General features: G+C 46.7%; 29 protein-coding genes and 1 pseudogene. 24 read left to right on the forward strand and 6 right to left on the reverse strand.

Going from position 1 to position 17,682, the window contains the following annotated elements; translation table 11 throughout:
- Positions 1 to 16 precede the first annotated feature (16 nt).
- From EZMO1_RS12730 to EZMO1_RS28145, 3 genes and pseudogenes are all read left to right on the forward strand, one after another.
- Positions 17 to 676 (forward strand): annotated as a pseudogene (locus tag EZMO1_RS12730) (transposase); the annotation flags it as partial.
- On the forward strand, positions 673 to 999 hold the full coding sequence (locus EZMO1_RS12735; protein WP_051789319.1) for a FlgO family outer membrane protein: 327 nt from the start codon (positions 673 to 675) through the stop codon (positions 997 to 999). The pseudogene EZMO1_RS12730 and the gene EZMO1_RS12735, both read left to right, overlap by 4 nt.
- Entirely contained in the window at positions 987 to 1,175 is a 189-nt protein-coding gene (locus EZMO1_RS28145) for a FlgO family outer membrane protein (protein ID WP_420809943.1), read from the forward strand. The genes EZMO1_RS12735 and EZMO1_RS28145 overlap by 13 nt, the downstream gene beginning before the upstream one ends.
- 22 nt (positions 1,176 to 1,197) lie before the next feature.
- Here EZMO1_RS28145 and EZMO1_RS12740 read toward each other — a convergent pair whose 3' ends face one another.
- The 5 genes from EZMO1_RS12740 to EZMO1_RS12760 all read right to left on the reverse strand — a co-directional run bounded on the left by EZMO1_RS12740 (position 1,198) and on the right by EZMO1_RS12760 (position 5,779).
- Positions 1,198 to 2,214 (reverse strand): protein DA1, encoded by a 1,017-nt coding sequence (locus EZMO1_RS12740; protein WP_034872966.1) that lies wholly within the window; start codon positions 2,212 to 2,214, stop codon positions 1,198 to 1,200.
- Between the two features lie 23 nt (positions 2,215 to 2,237).
- The gene (locus EZMO1_RS12745; protein ID WP_034873538.1) at positions 2,238 to 2,906 is read right to left on the reverse strand and encodes an O-methyltransferase; all 669 of its coding nucleotides are present in this window, start codon (positions 2,904 to 2,906) and stop codon (positions 2,238 to 2,240) included.
- 18 nt (positions 2,907 to 2,924) lie between these two features.
- A complete protein-coding gene (locus EZMO1_RS12750) occupies positions 2,925 to 4,040 on the reverse strand; it encodes a tyrosine-type recombinase/integrase (RefSeq protein ID WP_034872965.1) in 1,116 nt (371 codons plus the stop codon).
- A gap of 6 nt (positions 4,041 to 4,046) precedes the next feature.
- Positions 4,047 to 5,132 (reverse strand): DNA-binding protein, encoded by a 1,086-nt coding sequence (locus EZMO1_RS12755; RefSeq protein WP_034872964.1) that lies wholly within the window; start codon positions 5,130 to 5,132, stop codon positions 4,047 to 4,049.
- A gap of 308 nt (positions 5,133 to 5,440) precedes the next feature.
- Positions 5,441 to 5,779, reverse strand: a complete 339-nt coding sequence (locus EZMO1_RS12760) for a hypothetical protein (protein WP_034872963.1) — start codon at positions 5,777 to 5,779, stop codon at positions 5,441 to 5,443.
- Between the two features lie 196 nt (positions 5,780 to 5,975).
- Here EZMO1_RS12760 and EZMO1_RS12765 point away from each other — a divergent pair, with 196 nt between their 5' ends.
- From EZMO1_RS12765 to EZMO1_RS12860, 21 genes are all read left to right on the forward strand, one after another.
- Entirely contained in the window at positions 5,976 to 6,398 is a 423-nt protein-coding gene (locus tag EZMO1_RS12765) for a hypothetical protein (RefSeq protein ID WP_034872962.1), read from the forward strand.
- Positions 6,395 to 6,586 (forward strand): hypothetical protein, encoded by a 192-nt coding sequence (locus EZMO1_RS12770; RefSeq protein ID WP_034872961.1) that lies wholly within the window; start codon positions 6,395 to 6,397, stop codon positions 6,584 to 6,586. Before EZMO1_RS12765 ends, EZMO1_RS12770 begins: the two co-directional genes overlap by 4 nt.
- Before the next feature lie 139 nt (positions 6,587 to 6,725).
- Entirely contained in the window at positions 6,726 to 6,956 is a 231-nt protein-coding gene (locus EZMO1_RS12775) for a hypothetical protein (protein WP_034872960.1), read from the forward strand.
- A gap of 4 nt (positions 6,957 to 6,960) precedes the next feature.
- Positions 6,961 to 8,706, forward strand: coding sequence for a replication endonuclease (locus tag EZMO1_RS12780; protein ID WP_051789317.1), 1,746 nt, complete (start codon positions 6,961 to 6,963; stop codon positions 8,704 to 8,706).
- Positions 8,699 to 8,893, forward strand: coding sequence for a hypothetical protein (locus EZMO1_RS12785; protein WP_034872959.1), 195 nt, complete (start codon positions 8,699 to 8,701; stop codon positions 8,891 to 8,893). Before EZMO1_RS12780 ends, EZMO1_RS12785 begins: the two co-directional genes overlap by 8 nt.
- The gene (locus EZMO1_RS12790) at positions 8,877 to 9,305 is read left to right on the forward strand and encodes a hypothetical protein (protein WP_034872958.1); all 429 of its coding nucleotides are present in this window, start codon (positions 8,877 to 8,879) and stop codon (positions 9,303 to 9,305) included. Before EZMO1_RS12785 ends, EZMO1_RS12790 begins: the two co-directional genes overlap by 17 nt.
- A complete protein-coding gene (locus tag EZMO1_RS12795) occupies positions 9,305 to 9,760 on the forward strand; it encodes a hypothetical protein (RefSeq protein WP_034872957.1) in 456 nt (151 codons plus the stop codon). Before EZMO1_RS12790 ends, EZMO1_RS12795 begins: the two co-directional genes overlap by 1 nt.
- Entirely contained in the window at positions 9,720 to 10,409 is a 690-nt protein-coding gene (locus EZMO1_RS12800; protein WP_051789315.1) for a type IV secretory system conjugative DNA transfer family protein, read from the forward strand. The genes EZMO1_RS12795 and EZMO1_RS12800 overlap by 41 nt, the downstream gene beginning before the upstream one ends.
- 439 nt (positions 10,410 to 10,848) lie before the next feature.
- Positions 10,849 to 11,667: a major capsid protein P2 gene (locus tag EZMO1_RS12805; protein WP_145912583.1), complete on the forward strand. Its 819-nt coding sequence runs from the start codon at positions 10,849 to 10,851 to the stop codon at positions 11,665 to 11,667.
- Positions 11,668 to 11,677: 10 nt separating this feature from the next.
- Positions 11,678 to 11,944, forward strand: a complete 267-nt coding sequence (locus EZMO1_RS12810; RefSeq protein ID WP_034872955.1) for a hypothetical protein — start codon at positions 11,678 to 11,680, stop codon at positions 11,942 to 11,944.
- Complete coding sequence (locus EZMO1_RS12815; protein WP_034872954.1) at positions 11,944 to 12,147, forward strand: hypothetical protein; 204 nt, start codon at positions 11,944 to 11,946, stop codon at positions 12,145 to 12,147. The genes EZMO1_RS12810 and EZMO1_RS12815 overlap by 1 nt, the downstream gene beginning before the upstream one ends.
- The gene (locus EZMO1_RS12820; protein ID WP_034872953.1) at positions 12,123 to 12,515 is read left to right on the forward strand and encodes a hypothetical protein; all 393 of its coding nucleotides are present in this window, start codon (positions 12,123 to 12,125) and stop codon (positions 12,513 to 12,515) included. Before EZMO1_RS12815 ends, EZMO1_RS12820 begins: the two co-directional genes overlap by 25 nt.
- Positions 12,515 to 12,997 carry a hypothetical protein gene (locus tag EZMO1_RS12825; RefSeq protein WP_051789313.1) on the forward strand — a complete coding sequence of 161 codons (483 nt, stop codon included), beginning with the start codon at positions 12,515 to 12,517 and terminating at the stop codon, positions 12,995 to 12,997. The genes EZMO1_RS12820 and EZMO1_RS12825 overlap by 1 nt, the downstream gene beginning before the upstream one ends.
- The gene (locus EZMO1_RS12830; RefSeq protein ID WP_034872952.1) at positions 12,994 to 13,560 is read left to right on the forward strand and encodes a hypothetical protein; all 567 of its coding nucleotides are present in this window, start codon (positions 12,994 to 12,996) and stop codon (positions 13,558 to 13,560) included. The genes EZMO1_RS12825 and EZMO1_RS12830 overlap by 4 nt, the downstream gene beginning before the upstream one ends.
- Positions 13,560 to 14,123: a hypothetical protein gene (locus EZMO1_RS12835; protein ID WP_051789312.1), complete on the forward strand. Its 564-nt coding sequence runs from the start codon at positions 13,560 to 13,562 to the stop codon at positions 14,121 to 14,123. The genes EZMO1_RS12830 and EZMO1_RS12835 overlap by 1 nt, the downstream gene beginning before the upstream one ends.
- Positions 14,123 to 14,719, forward strand: coding sequence for a DUF4376 domain-containing protein (locus EZMO1_RS12840; protein ID WP_051789311.1), 597 nt, complete (start codon positions 14,123 to 14,125; stop codon positions 14,717 to 14,719). The genes EZMO1_RS12835 and EZMO1_RS12840 overlap by 1 nt, the downstream gene beginning before the upstream one ends.
- Complete coding sequence (locus EZMO1_RS12845) at positions 14,698 to 15,177, forward strand: structural protein (protein ID WP_201772134.1); 480 nt, start codon at positions 14,698 to 14,700, stop codon at positions 15,175 to 15,177. The genes EZMO1_RS12840 and EZMO1_RS12845 overlap by 22 nt, the downstream gene beginning before the upstream one ends.
- Entirely contained in the window at positions 15,174 to 15,362 is a 189-nt protein-coding gene (locus EZMO1_RS12850) for a hypothetical protein (protein ID WP_034872951.1), read from the forward strand. The genes EZMO1_RS12845 and EZMO1_RS12850 overlap by 4 nt, the downstream gene beginning before the upstream one ends.
- A gap of 14 nt (positions 15,363 to 15,376) precedes the next feature.
- The gene (locus EZMO1_RS26815; protein ID WP_169740809.1) at positions 15,377 to 15,547 is read left to right on the forward strand and encodes a hypothetical protein; all 171 of its coding nucleotides are present in this window, start codon (positions 15,377 to 15,379) and stop codon (positions 15,545 to 15,547) included.
- Complete coding sequence (locus EZMO1_RS12855) at positions 15,540 to 15,725, forward strand: hypothetical protein (protein WP_034872950.1); 186 nt, start codon at positions 15,540 to 15,542, stop codon at positions 15,723 to 15,725. Before EZMO1_RS26815 ends, EZMO1_RS12855 begins: the two co-directional genes overlap by 8 nt.
- A 542-nt stretch (positions 15,726 to 16,267) precedes the next feature.
- Positions 16,268 to 16,561, forward strand: a complete 294-nt coding sequence (locus EZMO1_RS12860) for a high-potential iron-sulfur protein (RefSeq protein ID WP_034872949.1) — start codon at positions 16,268 to 16,270, stop codon at positions 16,559 to 16,561.
- 220 nt (positions 16,562 to 16,781) lie between these two features.
- Here EZMO1_RS12860 and EZMO1_RS12865 read toward each other — a convergent pair whose 3' ends face one another.
- Complete coding sequence (locus tag EZMO1_RS12865; protein ID WP_034872948.1) at positions 16,782 to 17,111, reverse strand: MarR family winged helix-turn-helix transcriptional regulator; 330 nt, start codon at positions 17,109 to 17,111, stop codon at positions 16,782 to 16,784.
- Positions 17,112 to 17,682 lie beyond the last annotated feature (571 nt).

The raw sequence follows: 17,682 nt of genomic DNA on the forward strand, positions 1-17,682 counted from the left end.
TTTGTTCGATGCGTATGAAAAAGTTAAACGCAAGGCTGAAACTACTAAGAACGAAGACTTTCGGGAGATGCTGAAAGTTTGTTGTGATAATCAGATCAAATATCGTTACGTGCTGGCAGATAGCTGGTTCTGTTCTAACGACAACATGCTGTATATACGACACAAATGCGATAAGCATTTTGTCATGGCCAGCAAGTCAAACCGGAAGGTTTCGTTGAGTGAGGAAGATAAAAGTCAGGGGCGCTCACAGCGTATAGATTCCATTGACTTCTCAGAAGAAAAGCCCATCAAAGGCTGGATTGCAGGCGTGGACTTCCCCGTTCTGCTGTTCCGGCAGGTCTTTACAAGCAAAGATGGCAGTAAGGGCATTCTCTATCTGGTATGCAGTGATCTTGAGTGTGACACAGAGGCTTTGAAGGCGATCTACAAAAAACGGTGGAAAGTTGAAGTCTTCCATAAAACACTCAAATCTAATGCGTCAATGGCCAAGTCACCGACTTATACAGTTTTGACGCAGAGTAATCATCTGTTTATGTCGATATATTCGGCATTTCGTCTCGAGGTGCTGGCTAATAAGCTTGATTTAAACCATTTTGAGTTGCGGGCAAAGCTTTATCTTACTGCATTGAAATCATCGTTCCAGAAACTTCAGTCGATGAAGGGGTGCGTAACATGAGTATCTTATTTTCAGGCTGCCAATCCAAGCCAGCCTATGACGAGCAGGTTGATCTTGTTGAAGTGACCGTTGAAGCCTCAGAAAGACTGGCAGATAAGGTTGAGGATTCTTTATCAGAGAATGCCATTATTCTTTCGACCAGCCTGTCGAATATTGACAATCTAAGCACCACATCGACCCTGGGCAGGATTATTTCAGAGCAGCTGGCTTCAGGTTTAATGGATCAGGGTTTTCGACTGAAAGAGATTAAAATGCGCAGCGATGTGTTTATCAGAGAAAAAAAGGTGGGGAATTTACCCTGTCCAGAAGACTGGCTGCATTAAGTAAAAACCATCATGCCAGTGCAATTCTTACAGGAACCTATGCAGTCGCCAGCAAAACAGTCTATGTTAATGCCCGTCTTATAGATACGAACAGCAATCTGGTGCTCGGTAGCGTTGATTTTCAACTACCACTGGATGCTGATATGAGAACCTTGATAACCCGCAAAGGCCTGTAAAGCATCTCAAGCCAGTCAGTGCTCAGTGATAAAAGAATGCACTGAGCCGGGTAGGGAAGCTATTCTTTTCTTTCAGAAAACGTAACAGAACTTTCAGAGGCATAAGCTTGAGTGCCGCTCTGGCTTTTTGAAAGCCCTGACCGTAAATCGGATCCTGGCTCTTTTCTATCAGAGTACGCCGATATTCAGCCTCTTTTGTCGCCTGATTCTTCAACCAGATATATTCCATCAAGACACACATGCCTTCTTCTACCTCTAACGGCAACTCATGGTAATGATTATAAAAAAACCAGGCATGCGTTAACTCATGGATGGCAATGGTTCGATAATGCTCTTCCGGTAATTTATTCTGAATGAGAATGTGATTGAAATGCCTGCCAGTAATACGGCCACCTGAAAAAGTCGTTGTCCATTGTGCCAAACCAAGGATAGGACGTTCATTGTGGAAGTTATGTCGGCTTGCCTCTCTCAATTCATCACGATCACACAGTGCAACCGGTGTTTGGGTCTGGTTAAGCTTAAGCCCGACCGATGCCAGAGCCAGTCGCATTTCATCCAGCAGATCTTCGGCTCGCTCCTGAGTATCAACCCCTCTTAAAGTGCACATATTGCAGATCAGTAACCCGTCAGGATGTAACATGCCACCATCCGTCAGATTTTTACAAACAATCCGCCCGCAGCTGGAGCAGTTTGAATAGTTTGTGTGGGTATTACAAAAAGCGTTGCCCCAGAAATCAACCAGATAATTTGTCTTCAATGGTTTACGACAAACATCACATAAAGGTCTGTGTTTTTTGCGATGGCAGTCAAGATGCCATGGCATGCCATCGTGCTCTATGTATTTATTTCTTACTGTTTTACGGCATCCGGGACAACGAAGGCAGCCAGGGTGAAAGGGGCGGCCATTAAAAGCAATGAACTTTTCATTGAATAATGGTCGTTTGCAGGTTCGACAGGTAAAGCAGTGTGGGTGCCAGTTGGCACCCAGTGCCTTCAGAGCGTTGCCGTGAACCGGTTTATGGCAGCTTTTGCATTCCATGCCAGAGCTGAAATTTCCTTATTCTAAATGTCTCGTTTAATGGCTATCGTCAACCCGTCAGAAATCGGAAGGATCATCATATCAACCCGATCGTCATTATGGATTTTCCGATTGAGAACTTTAATAGCAGCGGTGTCTTCATCAGTACAGGTGTCATCCGCAACACGGCCGCTCCAGAGAACGTTATCAATCAGAATCAGCCCCCCGGGGCGAATCAGTTGTAGACACTGTTCGTAATAATGATCGTAACCTGTTTTATCGGCATCGATAAAAGCCATATCAAAAGTGCCCGACTGTTGTTGTTCGATAAGATGGCTGAGTGTTTCGCTAGCCGGAGCCAGACGCAGATCAATTTTATGATCGACTCCGGCTTTTTCCCAGAAACTTCGGGCTGTGCGGGTATAGTCATCACTGATGTCACAGGCAACAATATGACCGTTGTCTGGTAATGCCAAAGCCACAGCTAAAGCGCTGTAGCCCGTAAAAACACCAATCTCGATGGTGTGTTTTGCATTCACCAGTTTTGTCAGTAATGCCATCATCTGTCCCTGCTCGGGCGATATCTGCATATTGCTGAACTCATGATGGCTGGTGAGCTGTCGAAGCTCTGCCAGCACAGAGTGTTCCCGCAATCCATTGGCAACAAGGTACTGATTGAGAGGGGCTGTCATGGTCAGTATTGTGCTGGACATGCGAAACATTCCTCGAATTTAGAGTTGGTGGTCGATCGTCAGGGCTTTTAGGCGACGTGCTTCAACATGATAGTACTGACTGGTTGTATTGATGCTGTCGTGTCCGGCAAAAATAGCCAAGTCTTCAATATCCATTTTTCTGGCAAGGTGTGTCAATGCCGTATGTCGCAAAGCGTGAAAAGGCATCGCCTCAAGACGGTTCTGAAGGTTAATGTCATCCGTTTTTTCAGCACAATATTGCATAAACCCTTGCCACCAGAAGCGTAAACCCCTTGAGGTCAGACCCGCTATAACGCCACCACTTTTTCGTCGTCTGGGAGCGAGAGGCAGTGCGTTGCCGCTAATACCGGTATAGCCATAGAAATTCCGGTAGTCTTTTATGGTCTCAATCAATTGCGGATTAACAGGCAGGTTCCGTCGTTTTCTTCCTTTACCCAACACGCTGAGATAATAGCCTCCTTCGTTGTCGGGATAGATATCATTACACGTTTGCCCGGTGAGTTCAGACTCACGCAATGCCAATCCATAGGCCATTTTGATCATGAAACGGGTTCGCGCAGATTCCATCACTTCCTTAGTGGTAGAGCAGGGCAAAGAGGCAAGGCAGTCGCGTACATGTTGCCATTCAGACTCATGAAAATAGCGAATGACTTTACTGCCCCTGGCCATTTTTTCTCCGGACCGGACCAGAGAAGAAGCGGGGTTGCCCATGGTGTAGCGATTGCGCTCAAGGAACCCGAAAAAGGTAGACAAGACATCAATCACCTGGTCAGTGCTTTTGCCTGGCTTGATCGATGATCTGAACAGTATTTTTTCGGGCTTACCCGGTAAAACACCGGGCTTCAGCCAATGTACCGGCAGGTTCTGGATAAAGTGCAGGTAGGTTTGTAAATGTTTCAGCCTGACTGCTGCATAATCGATCATCAGCTCCTGATAGATATAAGCGGTAAAGCGAATAATCTCTCGCTCATACCTCCGTCGGGTCTCCTGCGAACGGGAACCGGATTTATTAAGGAACAGGGTAAGAGCCTCGCTGTCGTTGGAGGCTCCCATCAGATTGTCCGCACCTGCCACATCGCTGCGTATCGAGCGCATGAGTGGCAGGTGCTCCGGATTCATCAAGTCAGTCATCATTAATGATTATGCCTTTTTTCCTGAACTATCCTGAGCTGCATTCTGGCTTAGACTTAATTTGAGCGCCTCGGAAAAGCCTCGTTCTTTTTCCAGATCTTTTTCCAACTGGTGCAGCTGGTTAAAGACCTGCTCCGATTCAGCGATTTTCTCCTGCAGTTGTTTTAACTGTGTATTTGTTCCAGTCAGTTCCTCTTTTAGTCGTTCAGCATGGACACTGTCGTCTTTCAGTTGTGTAACAACCGACAGGAGTTTGCCTTCATCACAGTTAGCCAGCTGTTGGATGCTTTCCAATAGATGTCGCTTCGCAGACAGTTCATTATTTTGTTGTCGCAGCTGGTTTCTTTCTTCACAGGCTTCAAGGTGGGCACGGGACTTGGACTCCAGACGGTATTGTATTTCATTCCGTTCTTTTTCCAGTTTGTACTGGTTTTCTTTCTCCTGCTTGAGTTGCTGCTCGATGTCAGCCCGCAAGCGTCGTTCATCATCGACCACTTTCATCCAGTGGTTCATTTGCGCATCGTGTTTTGTGTCCAGCTGACGCTCCTGGGCTTTCAATGCATCAGCGTGTTCTTTCTTGAGCTGTTCCGCCTGCTCAGCCAGAGTTTCAGACTTTTGTAGCTCTCCTTTCAACTGCTCGTTCAGGGCAACCTGCTGTTTTTCCAGTTCTGTATTGCCATCTTGCAACTGAGTAATCCTTTCCTTAAGAGACTTGTTCTCACTGGTTAATTGCTCCGCCTGCTCTTTAAAGTGGAGTCGTTCATCTGTGAGTTGGCGATTTTGCTCCTGAAGGTTATCAATTTCCTGATTGGCTTCTTCCTGCAGGGTTCTTTGCTCCTCGGTGGCTTCATGCTTCCACTGTACCAGACCTCGTTTAAGTACTCTGACCAGATCTGCAGGCAGTTCTGTATCCACCTCCTTCTCAGAATCATCCAGATAACGCCATTCATTGTAATAAGGCAGAACGGTCTGCTTTCCCATCTGAGCCATTCTGGCCACTTTATCGGCGTTTATCCGCTCTCCATTTTGCTTCAGATCGTCCAGAACCCGAAAAACCAGTTCACGACGCTGTAAATCCTTATTTGTCTCTGACATGGCGATATTTCAACCGTATTTTGCAAAAAACCAACTATTAATACCAGTATTATAATACTGGTATTAATAGTATCAAGTTTAATTCATTACTACCGGTAACTGAACTTACCGGTAGTAATTGCGGTATTGATAAGTCGTTGAATATCAAGGGATAAGCGGAAATAAGGTAGAAAAAACAGGGGGTTAGCTGGTATCGGAAATCAGACCGGAACGGATGCACCAGTATTTACCAAAATACTAGAACTTGTGTACTTTTTAGGCAGGGGGAAAGGGTAAAAACAGTGGAAAAGCCTGTTTATACAGAAGGATTAAGCAGGCATAGGAAAAGACAATAAAAACGAGATAATACAAGCACTTACAGGGATTACAGCCAGATTTAGACCGGTTAACTTGTCTGACCAGTATTTAAACAGTTCATTATCACCCTTTTTTTGTGCCCGTTCGGCAGCTATTGAGAACATCACATAGTCAGTGTCTAAACCCGTCAAACCCGCACTACGAAAGGCTTCAGGGTCACTTATAGGGTGTCCATTTAACCAATATTTTATTGCACTTCGACTTACATTCAGGGCTTTAGCCAGTCCATAAATCGTGTCGTTATTGATGGATTTTTGTACTTGTTTTAATAGTTCTTCTGTGTTGGTCATAGCGTTACAAAATGGGTAATTATTCAATTAGATGTTTTTTAGAATAGAGGAGTATATGACAAATTGTCACCATGTATGAATTTGTTCATGTGAACAACTTTGTCCATACTTACGTTTACCTGTAGCGAGGTTGGGGGGTAGCTCCCCCCGTTTTAACTCCTACGGCTACATCGCTAACTGATACAGGTAAACAATAATGACTGCACAAAACGTGGTTCCCACGGATAGGGAATCGACCATTCCAGCAACGGACAAACTAGCTACAGCGGCGGCTATCTACTCAGAAAAAACAGAGTACGACTTAATGGCGGCTCTGGAATCCATTCAGTCCCTTTACCGCAAACAGAAAGCCTTATTCGTCGTGGCGTTGCTCACTCCCGAAGGAATGGAACTGGCAATAAGGGATATACACGGCGCTGAATCTGTTGTCGCTTCCATCTGGAACAGCCGCAACCTGTTCGCCCGTCATCATCTGGCGGTGCAAATCACAAAGATGCCTACCGAGTCAATCCTTGATGAATTACCCAGATCGACACTGATGCGAATCGCTATGAAGCTGCACCACGTTGCACAACTGGCGGCGGCTGAGTTGGAAATACAAGGGGAGGTTTGGCAATGAGCAGAGACACCAGAAGCGAAGAACAGAAAAAACTTGATTGGTTGCAAGCGTATATTGATGGACGTTTAAAGGATGCTAAAAGAAGTCTTGAAAATAATATGCGGTCTGATTACGGCCGCGGCATGGATGAGGGCATTATCAGCCAACTAGAACTGATTAAAGAGCAAATTTTAGGGGAGGATAAATAATGCCTCCCTTCATCATTAAGGAAGAAAAACGTACAGCTTTTAAGCGGTGGCTATGGGTTAGGTTTAGCTGGTGCGTTGATGTCACTATCGTTGGTTTTGCCTTTGCTATAGCGTTTAACCTGATGGCGGGGGTGTCGGCATGAGGGCTTATAAGTTCGTTGTCACGTATACGCTGTTGGGTGGTCAATCTTGTCATCTGTTTTATGGTGAGGATGAAGGTGCGGCATGGATCAACCTGTTTGATCGGGTCAATGAAGAACGGATGGATTGTATTAATAGGTATTTTTTAGAGCTTCCTATTAAATCCATAGAGCTTATTGGGGATGTAACGGATGAGTTAAAAGAAATAGACGAATTCTGCCCTTTCTAACGCTATGATAAACGACAAACTAAACCACATCGGAGGCCGTGACAGTAAAGAATTACGGCAATCCGTCTTAAACCGTCATCGTCCAATTGCTTACGCTCTGTCGGCTGATTATGTTGATGTAGCTCGTCGTAATGGTTACATAAAAGCCGATCAGCGTTTAAAGCATCTGGATAATGAGTTATTTCTCGGTGATCAAGCCAATCGTTTATACCCGTCTGCTACTGAAAAAGAAATTAAACAATGGTGCAGTGATCGGGCGCATGAATGCGAAACCCAGTTTCTACGCTTTTATGAAGTGGACGCAGACGCGGCAATGCTTGGCGCTAAAGACTTTGTAGAAAGTCAGGGTTTGGAGTTCCCGTTAGATATGCAGGGTCGTAAAACAGAAGACGACAAAAAGCTTGCATGGATTGAAGCCACGGCGCGGCTATTTGACCATAAATGGTGGCGGCGGCGGGTTCGCACTGCATTAAACCGGAAATTAGAATCTGTTGCCCGTGATATACGGCTTGTTCACGCGGATCGGGGTTTATATTGCTCTGACATTTGTCTGGCTAACCGTAAGCGACAAAAAAAACGTAATGCCGATTTGCTGGAATCGTTGGAGGCTGAAGACCAAGACGGCAATATATTTACACTGTCAGAACTGGCGGCGGCGGGTTTGTCTAATCCGCGTAACCGTTTCTCTGAGTTGGTAGTCAGGGCTAAAGGGTTCGATCAGATAGCGGAAATGTTCGGGCATGAGGGGCGGTGTTTTACCCTGACGTGCCCTAGCCGGTTCCATTGCATGATAAAGGGCAGGAACGGGCGCAAGTGTTTCAGGAATAAATCGTTTTATGAGAATGAAGAACGATTAACGCCGCGTGATGCTCAGGACTGGCTTTGTCGGAACTGGGATAATATTCGCGCAAAGTTTAGCCGCGAGGAGATCCGCTATTACGGCTATAGGGTGGTCGAGCCGCATCACGACGGCTGTCCCCACTGGCATATGTCGTTGTATTTTAATCCTGATCAGGCAGATCAGGCAGAAAGTATTATTCGTGAATGGTCGTTGAAAGATTCCCCAGACGAAAAAGGCGCAGAGGAAAAGCGGGTCGATTCCTTTGTTATTGATCCGGAGCAGGGCGCGACCGGCTACCTCGTTAAATATCTGACCAAGAATATAGACGGCGCTGAAGGCATGGACGGCGAATTAGATTATGAGTCCAGCGAACAGCAATCCTTAGAAATTGATCAAACACAGGCAAGGGTTGAGGCGTGGGCGAGTTGCTGGGGTATCCGGCAGTTTCAGGTATTAGGTGGCCCATCGGTCACGGTCTGGCGGGAACTGCGCAAGCTGAATCCGGAACAGTTGGAAGAGATACAGCAATGTTTACCAGAGTGCGAACAGTTAGAAGATCGGGAAGCGGTTGACCTGAATGCAATAAGACAGGCGGCAGACTCAGCAGACTGGGCAGCGTTCGTGTTGCTGATGGGCGGCGTGATGGTTCCGAAAGCCTCCTACAAGTTGCAGGCGTGGCGACTGGCAAAACCGGAAGAAAACCAATATTTCGAAGTGGTTGAGCAAATTAAGGGGGTTTGTTTTGGCCTGAAAAATATTCTCACACGCTTCAAGGTCTGGGAGATCAGACCCAAGCGTCGGGAGAGTGAAAAAGCTGCGCAGAGCGCAGCGTCTTGGACTCGTGTAAATAACTGTACGGGGTCTGATTTTTTCAACGAAGAGATAGAGGGGATTTGGGCTTATGGATAATGCATGTTTAGAGTGTGACGGCGAGGGTGGATGGTTCGAAGGTGAATATGATGATAAGGAATTTGTAGCGTGTGATGCCTGTGCAGGTAGTGGCGAAGAAATAGGACAGGATGAATACGAACAATTCTACTCAGGCTTATTTGACTATGGGGATGTGGAGGGCAACGGAAATGCCAAGGACGAATAACCCAACACTGGGAACCATCCAGTGTGACGCCTGCGGCGGCATTGCTGACGTGTGTCAGGCACAACGGGGAAAAGGGCGGTTTTTATATACCCGTTGCGGCGAGTGCGGAACCGACCAGAGAACCGGAAAGGTGATACAGAGCCGGTTGTATCTGGAAACTAACTGGCGGGATGGGGTCGAAGTCATGCGGCCTGCTAACGTCGAAGAACCTACAAAGGGGCAGGTACAACCGGAACCGAAACCGGTTGTTAAGTCGGTTGTCGAACCTGCACCGGAACCGGACACAACCGAACCGAAACCGGTTGTTGAACCTGCACCGGAACCGAACAAAGAACCTAAAGGGCGTGGACTGTTTGCACTGGTGGCAACGGTGGCGGCGATTACCTTGTTACCATTCAGGGGGGGCATGTAATGGAACAGGCACTAGAGAATCTGGACGCGTTGGAACAGATCACGCCGGACGAACAGGAAGCCGAAACCCTGCTAGCTGAAGTCGAGCAATCGGAACAGGCACAGCAGCAGGCCAATGCTGAAGACGTGGCAGCGCAACAGGGCGCAGTCATGGCGGTGTCGATGGTTGAAACACTGGTAAAAATGCGGTGGTCATTTGTCCAGATCGACGACGGGATCAGGGGGCAGGTGATAGAAAAAGCCGTTCCTGTATGCAAAAAGTACGGCAGCGATTTTCCGGACTGGCTAAAGCCTTTCAGAGAAGAAATCGAATTAGGCATGGTGGTAGCGGCGGCGGGGTTCGGTATCTGGTCACAGATCAAGGCACACGAAGCCGCGCAACAGTCACCGCAGGAAACCGAACAGGGGGCAGGGGATGAAGCTGAAACCGGTGAATCCGAATACTCAACACCCTAACCGGCATACTCTCTATATAGGGGGAAGCGGCACAGGGAAAAGTCAGGCATTAAGTCAGAATCCCGAAATCCCTAGCCGTGGGGCTAGGGTCATACTCTGGGATGTGAACGCAGACCATGCAGGCATACACACGGATGATAAAAAAACATTCATCACATTACTGAAGGCCGGTATTAAAACCGGTAGGGGTTTCAGGGTGGCGTATGCCGGTAGCAGTATTTCTGATTTTGAATGGTGGTGCTCGGTGGTCTGGGCAGTACTGGACGGTGACTATATAACGTACGCTATCGCGGAGGAATTGAGTCAGGTATGTAAAAGCGCAGGCAAGGCTACGCCTAATGCAGCTATTTTATTAAATCAGGGGCGTAAGTTTGGCCTACGGTTTCATGGTGTAACGCAGAAACCACAAGAAATCAGTAAGACTTTTTATGACCAGTGCGAACGAAAATTTATAGGGTGCTTCAAGGGCAAGAATGCGGAAATGATGGCTAAGTACATTGGCAAAGATGTCACCGCTGATGATATAGCGGCGTTACAGCCGGATGAAGAAAAATTGAGCGACTTTATTTTTGATGATGGCAGGGCAGCAAGCAAGCCGGAAATCAGGAAGTTGAAATACAAACCGGTTAAAGGGATCAAATGGAAATGAATATATTTTGTACTGTTTTCATAGCTGTAACTGTTGTGCTTTCTATCGTCGGATTTCGATATATTCCACTATGTAGCGTAGGTGATAGTCCTCCCTATCCAAAAGAACACGACCGGCAATAGCCGGTTTTTTTTCGTCCATTTGAACCTATAGGTTATCAGCCCGTTTACCGGTTGACGCGGTACAGGTTCTAACCGCTATACCTTCACTATGAGCAAGAACGCAAAAACGCAATTTGTCGTAACCGTTGCCGCTGGCTTAGTCGTGGCAATGGTTACCGCTTATTTCATACAACCGAAAGGAAAGCAAAATGCTTAATAAACTGACTGATTATAAATTTGTTGTGGCCTCGGCACTGGTAGCCGTTGGGGTTATCTACCTCAGCAACAAAAATGATACCGTCCGTAAGCTGACCGGCAAGTAAAAGGGAGCTTTTGCAATGTCATTCACAAGACCATTAAAAGTGAGTCAGATTACTAATGTCGGCGCGAATCAAACCGCTACATTGGGTCTACCCGTTGGGGCGATGACTTACGAATCGGTAAACATGAAGTTGACCGATATCGACAAAAGCGCAGTCACCGAAATTCATGTAAAGGCCAACAGTAAGCCGATTCAGTCCTATAAGTCTGTTGCGGATCTGGAAGCGATCCAGAAGTTTTACGGCTACCACGTGGCGAGTGATGAAATCGAGCTGACTTTCAAGCGCAAGCACTTCACCAGTGCAGCCCAAGCCCGTGTATTCAATATGGGTGTTTATGATCTGAACACGGCACAAATTGAATTCAACATTGGCGCGGCGACCGGTTCACCGGCGATTGATGCCTATGCACCACGTTACAGCCACACCAAAAACGGGCAGGTACACGCAGACGCTAACGGTCTGGGCAGTATCACGAAAGTTCGTAATTTCACCTACGGCGCAACGGCGGCGGGGGATTTTGAAATTGAGAACTTGCCAAAAGAAATGTTCTTACAGGCTTTGCATTTGAAGTCTGACAAGATCGAAAAAGTTCGAATTGAAGTTAACGGACAAACCATTTGGGAACTATCTAAAGCCCGAATGCAGGATTATCTGAAGCGTTCCGGCAGAAACCCGCAAAGCGGCTGGTATCACGTGGACTGGATGACCGATAACGAGCTGGGCAACCAAGTATCGTTACAAGGTCTTTCCGATTTCCGTCTGATTCTGGAAATGTCCGGCGCGGATACCATCGTCGCATACACAGAATACCTGTCCGGTCTGGGCGGTATCTAAGGGGGTCGAAATGGGTAATTTTTTCGACAGTTTGTTAGGGGCTTATGTGGACGTTGAAACCGCAAAAGCCCAGAACAATTTCGATGCCTATCAGCAGGGCATGGATCAGGCGGCGGCGATCCGTGAAGCCGAGTTGCAGTCACAGCAAACGCAAGCAAACGATGTAACCGATTTGCAGTATCAGGACGGTTCACTGATCAACGGCGTGGACAACCGTGTCTTGTATGTCGGCGGTGCATTACTGGCGGGTCTGATTCTTTATAAGGTGGTGCGCTGATGTTTGGTACAGCATCACTGGCAGGCGAGGCATTAAAAGGCGCGAAGGGCGGTTCGGCTGGTCAATCCAGTGCGGGCGGCTCTGCCAATTCGGGCGCGATCAATTTCGGCGCGGTCAATTTCGGCAACAGTACAAACGACACCATTATCAAGGTTGTAGTGGTGGCTGCGGTGGCCTTATGGCTGATCAAAAAGAAAAAGTAACTTTTAATCGGCAGCGGCGGTTAACCGGTACGGCGTATAGAGCATTAAGAGACACGTTTTACGGTTATGACTTCCGGCGCGAGATTGAAACAGGGCAGGCGGAATTATGGAAAGTAAATGGCGGGCGGTTGTGGCTGATTACCCGAATTGAAAACGGAGAATTAGTCGTCTGTTGTGCGGCGGGGCGGGGTCTGGTCAGTGCGTGTGTGTATTTGCTGGCAGCAGCAAAAAAGCAGGGGCTAAAATCAATCCGCTTTCATACCTTCAAGCCTGCCTTTGCCCGATTTATTAAACAAACGTTTTCCGGTTTTCAAAAAGTCGAACAGCGATCAACCGGCGAAACTATTTATCAATGGATGATTAACTAATGGGCGGCGGTTCCAGTAGCAGCAGAAGCAGCAATACCACCAATAACACTAATAGTCAGGTGTCATTGGCAGGTGACAATGAAGGCTTGATACTGTCGAACGTATCCGGTTCGACCATAAGCATTACCGACCATAACGCCATTAATGAAGCGATGCGGCTTGCTGGTGATGTGATTGATCAAAGCGGTGAAAACCTCAGAACCACAAACGCATTAATCGAACACAATACAGGGCAGGTGTTTGATTTTGCTGACGATGTTCTGGCAGCGAACACCCGTAGCACTGATAAGGCGTTTGATTTTGCAAGTAAGAACACAAACACGGCATTTGACGCCATCACCGGCAATCTCAAGCAGGCGCTGGCGTTTGTGAATACCGCCAATTCACCGGACGGCGGTCTAACCGTCGATATTATCAGACCGTTGGCCTACGGATCGGCAGCAGTGGCGGCGGCTTACATTCTATCGAGGGCGGTTAAATGATCCAGCAAGGTTTTAATATTCGCTCATTGTCGGTTCGGGTGGCTGAAGGTCAGGAAGTGAATCTTGCCATTTCCGGCAATTTCTTTTTTGCCGAATCCGCAAACAAACGATTCAGAATCGAAACCGATTCAGGCAACAGTGCCGACATGAGCGCAGGACGCAAAATCGAACTGCAAACACAGCAGAGCAATCTACGCATCATTAACAGTCTCGGGTCTGGTGAATTAGTCGCCAGTTTGATTTACGGCTATGGCGATGTATCCGACTCGGCGGTGTATGGCGAGATCTCCATAAAAAACGCTCAATCTGTGAATCCCATGGCACCAGTAACGCTATCGGACGGGGAAATATTCACCATTGCAGCCAATAGTACACGGCAAAAATTAACCCTGTACGCAGACGCAGGCAATACGGGGCGGGTCTGGCTGGCAGGCGAAAAAAATAAAGGTTTGCCATTGTACGGCGGTCACGCTCACGACTTCACCGAATTTAGCGGCGAGCTGCAATTATGCGGCGATGGGTCAGGGACACAGACCGTGTATTTAATGGAGGTTGTCGAATAATGCGGTTGATGGATGTGAATTGGCAATTAATTAAACAAAGGCCAGTTACAGCGGACAACTGGCCTACATGGGAGCAAGTGACTAGGAAGCCTGTATATGTTGGGCGGTTAGAGTGGTTTACGTTTAATCATATACCGGCGGGTTATTTTGCGCTGGACGGTTCCACTATTCCCAATGGGATTAACGATTTTCCGGATCTGGCGAACTGTGGTAGCGCATTTATAACAAAAAGCGGTAACGATTTAATACTGAATCCGATCACCGATTTTATACGACCGATGGGCAATTCTGGACGTTGGGCGGGGTATGCTCAGGGTGACGCAATCAGGGATATAACAGGCGGTGTTTTTCAGGGCTTGCATGTTCAACCGCTGGGCGCAGTCTGGGGAACCGACGGCGCATTCAAAACCTACAGGGATACCGGCAATCAAGGCGCGAGCGGTGGCGTATCAAGTAGTGCAACTCGAATAGATTTTTTTGCTAGTCGTGTCGTACCGACTGCTAATGAAAACCGACCAAGATCAACAACCGCACTGTTGTGCATTTATCACGGGGTGATCTGATGGAGTGGTATCAATTCAGCCCAAAAACCGGCGAATACACAAGGCCGGTACAGTGCCAGAAAAACCCGAAAGGCGGCTACCTGATACCGGCAAACGCTACACCGGTTGCACCGCCGGAAATCGAAACGAATCAGGCGGCGGTATTTGATGGCGAGCAATGGCAATTAATCGCCGACCATCGGGGAACGGTGGTCTATTCAAAAGCGGATAAAACCGAATCAACGATAAAAGAACTGGGCGAAATTCCAGAAACCCAAACAACAGACAAGCCGCAGCAGTTTGATCAATGGGACGGTTCCGGCTGGGTGCTGGATCAGGCATTAAAAGACCAACACGATATACGTGAATGGAAAATACAACGGACGGTAAACGTTGCAAACATCGTGGTAACGGTGGACGGGATGCCATTCGACGGTGACGAAATCAGCCAACAAAGAATGACGCGGGTGATCACCGTTGCGGAGTCTGACACCGACACAATGACATGGGTATTAGCTGACAACGTAGTAAAAACGGTAACAGTTGCTCAATTAAAACAGGCGTTAATGCTAGCCGGACAGGAACAAGCGCGGCTATGGATACCGGAAATAAAATAATCATTGCCGTATTAGCGGCGGGGGGCTTGCTGATGCTGCATAAGGCGAAACAATATACAAATTTACCGCGGGGTATTAGAAACAACAACCCGCTAAACATTCGGGAGAATGCCGGTACTGATTACCAGTGGGAAGGCGAACGGATAAAAGACGATGATCCAGAGTTTGAGGAATTTACTAACCCTGTTTATGGAATACGTGCAGGGGCGCGGGTGTTAGCCAGTTACCGGCGGCGGGGCGTGGTGACACTGGGCGATATTATCGCAACGTGGGCACCACCAACAGAAAACGACACCGAAAGTTATATAAACGGAGTCGCACAAGCTACAGGGTTGCAGCCTTATAACACGGTTGAACCGAATCATTATCCGGCATTAATCGCGGCAATGATCCGGCATGAGAACGGCATTCAGCCTTATTCAATGGAATTGATCAGGACGGGGGTAGCGTTGGCATGATTCCACTAATCATAGGCGCGGCGGCATTAACCGCCGGACTGGGCGCAGGTTCATTCGTCGGGGCGCAGGTAGACGACGCATTAGATCAAGGCAGCGGCGGCGGTATGCGTACAGATTCTTTAATACTGGGGGCGGCGTTGATCGGCGTGGTTTATCTGGTGGTGAAAAAAGGCAAACTCTTATAGATAGGTAGGTGATCATGGATAGATTAAAAGAGCCTTCTACATGGGCAGGCATAGCGGCGATTGCGTCCGGTTTCGGTTGGGTAACAATTGCGGAGGCTGCAACGTTGTCTAATGCCATACCGGCAATTATCAGCGGCGTGTCGGCACTGGCGGCAATCTTTGTAAAAGAAAAAGGCAATGGTTAATGTCGTGGAAGACGTTAAAAAACATGGATTGTTATACGGCCTTCTGACTCTGGTGCTGACGGTGTCGGGCGTTGATCTTGGAAAGACTGACAGCATTAGTAACCAGATCACCAGCATGGACAAGCGTTTAACCGTTGCCGAATACCGGATTAATGAACTGGAAGAGGAAAGGGAATAGCTATGGCTAAAAGAACGGTAAGCAGGAAAGCGGGAACAAAGGGGAAAGGAAAGCTGAAAAAAGGCTTTAAGTACCTGAAGGGCGGCAGGATCGTTAAAGCCAGAAAGAAAAAATAACTCATTATTCAGTGTTGTGCTTGCCGGATTTAGTCCGGCTTTTTTATGTCTGGTTAGAATATATTTTCATATAAAATAAAATAAATAGGCATTAAAAATTATATTACTACTGTCTTATATGTGGGTATTTATGCACTTATATTTAGAAATTAATGAATTATTAGCATTTATATTCATCATATGTGGGTATCAATGATTTGATAGCGTTTTTTTTTTGCTAAATAACACAGGAATTACAGGGAAAAATACTATAACAGCTGGTTATTTTTTATGCACAAAAGTTCTTAAAAATCAATACGTTAAAACCCGTAGCTGAACTTACCGGTAGTAATCGGCGGTATTCAAATAAATTTGATCGAATCACGGTTTTAATACGTAATACGCATAGAGGCATAAAACAGAAACAGTGAAGAATGGAGAAACTGAATGAAACGCAGACAATTCTTAAAAGCAGGTGCAGCCATCAGCATAATTCCACTGGTTAATGCATTGCCTGCTAAAGCTGAAGAGACAGAGGTTTCTGAAGATGAGCCGATGGCCAAGGCTCTGTCTTATGTGAAGGATGCACAAATGGCTAAAGATCCGAAGTATAAAAAGGGTGACAACTGTGGTAACTGCATGTTCTTTAAACCGGAAAGAAACAACGGCTGTCAGCTGTTCGGCTATCGGACGGTTGAGAAAGGTGGTTGGTGTCTAAGTTGGGCTCCCGTAAGCAAATAGTTTATTAGTGAATCTTCAGGGCTATATTGTGAACGGGAAAAGAGAGGAGGGTGGTTTGTTTGAGCTGGCAAGCCTGCATAAGGCTTATCCCTGGCCTGGCAGCATCATGAAATGCGGGGGGTGCATTCATCATTGAAATGATAGGGGCTCAAGCTGGGAATCTGGACTCAACCAATAACCAGCGCTCAGCATAACTGAGCCCATGCCTGCAGTAGCAACTTCACTTCATGGTGCGAGACTTGCTTTTGATCTTCTCGACCAGTTTTTTGCCTTTGGCGGTAAGAGTCAGTTTGAAGTAACGGCCATCTGCTTCATGTTGTACTTTCTTGATGTAACCGAGACCAGGACGGTCATGACGACCTTCACCCAGACGCTTTACACTGACAGCAATATCACTGGGAGTTCCGCAAGTCAGTTTTTCTTCATTGACCAGATCAGTGATGGTTTCTCCTGGATTTTCAGAGACAACCAGAAGGATCTGCCACTGGATGATCGTCAGAGGATATTCCTGAAGAAGCTGAGTGAGTTTGATTAACCCTTTTATTGTCATCTTTCAGTTCTCTTGTCGTTAGTTGAGGGGGAGTTGCTGCTATGGAGCCGTCGTTTAACCTGTTAATCAGACAAAAATTATCCGACAAAACCTATGGTTTGAACTACAACCCCACAAGAACAAATATTAGACACTTTTAGCCTGTTTAGGCAAATTTAATAAAATATTATCGTAATTTATATAAATAAATGCTCCATACGTTACATTTCGGAACACTTGTGAGACGTGGCCTTGCGGAAAAAAGATAATGAGACTTTATTGCTAATAAATAGATAAAAAAGCCTGCAATATAGAAAATAAGCCGTTCCTGATTTCGCTAATGAAGTAAAGCTCTTGCTGCACATCGCTTGAAAGCAAGGTTTTATTTTCCGCCTTACCGGTCAAATGTTTTGCGAAAGACAAACCACTGTCGTTTATTAATAAATAAAACCAAAGTGCTAAGTATGGGAAGCTAGAGAATACAGGATGAAGAGCGTTGAGACTGAATTTTTATGAGCGTTTACAAAAGCAGTGACAGCGGAGGGTGTCATTCTCATGAATAAATGTTGAGTTTGCAGAAATCCCTAGCCAC

Source organism: Endozoicomonas montiporae CL-33 (assembly GCF_001583435.1).
Lineage (GTDB): Bacteria > Pseudomonadota > Gammaproteobacteria > Pseudomonadales > Endozoicomonadaceae > Endozoicomonas_A > Endozoicomonas_A montiporae.

Bases quoted from the DNA above. Each gene is read 5' to 3' on its own strand.
- EZMO1_RS12735 (WP_051789319.1), top strand. From the start codon at position 673: ATGAGTATCTTATTTTCAGGCTGCCAATCCAAGCCAGCCTATGACGAG.
- EZMO1_RS12740 (WP_034872966.1), bottom strand. From the start codon at position 2,214: ATGGAATGCAAAAGCTGCCATAAACCGGTTCACGGCAACGCTCTGAAG.
- EZMO1_RS12745 (WP_034873538.1), bottom strand. From the start codon at position 2,906: ATGTCCAGCACAATACTGACCATGACAGCCCCTCTCAATCAGTACCTT.
- EZMO1_RS12750 (WP_034872965.1), bottom strand. From the start codon at position 4,040: ATGATGACTGACTTGATGAATCCGGAGCACCTGCCACTCATGCGCTCG.
- EZMO1_RS12755 (WP_034872964.1), bottom strand. From the start codon at position 5,132: ATGTCAGAGACAAATAAGGATTTACAGCGTCGTGAACTGGTTTTTCGG.
- EZMO1_RS12760 (WP_034872963.1), bottom strand. From the start codon at position 5,779: ATGACCAACACAGAAGAACTATTAAAACAAGTACAAAAATCCATCAAT.
- EZMO1_RS12765 (WP_034872962.1), top strand. From the start codon at position 5,976: ATGACTGCACAAAACGTGGTTCCCACGGATAGGGAATCGACCATTCCA.
- EZMO1_RS12770 (WP_034872961.1), top strand. From the start codon at position 6,395: ATGAGCAGAGACACCAGAAGCGAAGAACAGAAAAAACTTGATTGGTTG.
- EZMO1_RS12775 (WP_034872960.1), top strand. From the start codon at position 6,726: ATGAGGGCTTATAAGTTCGTTGTCACGTATACGCTGTTGGGTGGTCAA.
- EZMO1_RS12780 (WP_051789317.1), top strand. From the start codon at position 6,961: ATGATAAACGACAAACTAAACCACATCGGAGGCCGTGACAGTAAAGAA.
- EZMO1_RS12785 (WP_034872959.1), top strand. From the start codon at position 8,699: ATGGATAATGCATGTTTAGAGTGTGACGGCGAGGGTGGATGGTTCGAA.
- EZMO1_RS12790 (WP_034872958.1), top strand. From the start codon at position 8,877: ATGCCAAGGACGAATAACCCAACACTGGGAACCATCCAGTGTGACGCC.
- EZMO1_RS12795 (WP_034872957.1), top strand. From the start codon at position 9,305: ATGGAACAGGCACTAGAGAATCTGGACGCGTTGGAACAGATCACGCCG.
- EZMO1_RS12800 (WP_051789315.1), top strand. From the start codon at position 9,720: ATGAAGCTGAAACCGGTGAATCCGAATACTCAACACCCTAACCGGCAT.
- EZMO1_RS12805 (WP_145912583.1), top strand. From the start codon at position 10,849: ATGTCATTCACAAGACCATTAAAAGTGAGTCAGATTACTAATGTCGGC.
- EZMO1_RS12810 (WP_034872955.1), top strand. From the start codon at position 11,678: ATGGGTAATTTTTTCGACAGTTTGTTAGGGGCTTATGTGGACGTTGAA.
- EZMO1_RS12815 (WP_034872954.1), top strand. From the start codon at position 11,944: ATGTTTGGTACAGCATCACTGGCAGGCGAGGCATTAAAAGGCGCGAAG.
- EZMO1_RS12820 (WP_034872953.1), top strand. From the start codon at position 12,123: ATGGCTGATCAAAAAGAAAAAGTAACTTTTAATCGGCAGCGGCGGTTA.
- EZMO1_RS12825 (WP_051789313.1), top strand. From the start codon at position 12,515: ATGGGCGGCGGTTCCAGTAGCAGCAGAAGCAGCAATACCACCAATAAC.
- EZMO1_RS12830 (WP_034872952.1), top strand. From the start codon at position 12,994: ATGATCCAGCAAGGTTTTAATATTCGCTCATTGTCGGTTCGGGTGGCT.
- EZMO1_RS12835 (WP_051789312.1), top strand. From the start codon at position 13,560: ATGCGGTTGATGGATGTGAATTGGCAATTAATTAAACAAAGGCCAGTT.
- EZMO1_RS12840 (WP_051789311.1), top strand. From the start codon at position 14,123: ATGGAGTGGTATCAATTCAGCCCAAAAACCGGCGAATACACAAGGCCG.
- EZMO1_RS12845 (WP_201772134.1), top strand. From the start codon at position 14,698: ATGGATACCGGAAATAAAATAATCATTGCCGTATTAGCGGCGGGGGGC.
- EZMO1_RS12850 (WP_034872951.1), top strand. From the start codon at position 15,174: ATGATTCCACTAATCATAGGCGCGGCGGCATTAACCGCCGGACTGGGC.
- EZMO1_RS26815 (WP_169740809.1), top strand. From the start codon at position 15,377: ATGGATAGATTAAAAGAGCCTTCTACATGGGCAGGCATAGCGGCGATT.
- EZMO1_RS12855 (WP_034872950.1), top strand. From the start codon at position 15,540: ATGGTTAATGTCGTGGAAGACGTTAAAAAACATGGATTGTTATACGGC.
- EZMO1_RS12860 (WP_034872949.1), top strand. From the start codon at position 16,268: ATGAAACGCAGACAATTCTTAAAAGCAGGTGCAGCCATCAGCATAATT.
- EZMO1_RS12865 (WP_034872948.1), bottom strand. From the start codon at position 17,111: ATGACAATAAAAGGGTTAATCAAACTCACTCAGCTTCTTCAGGAATAT.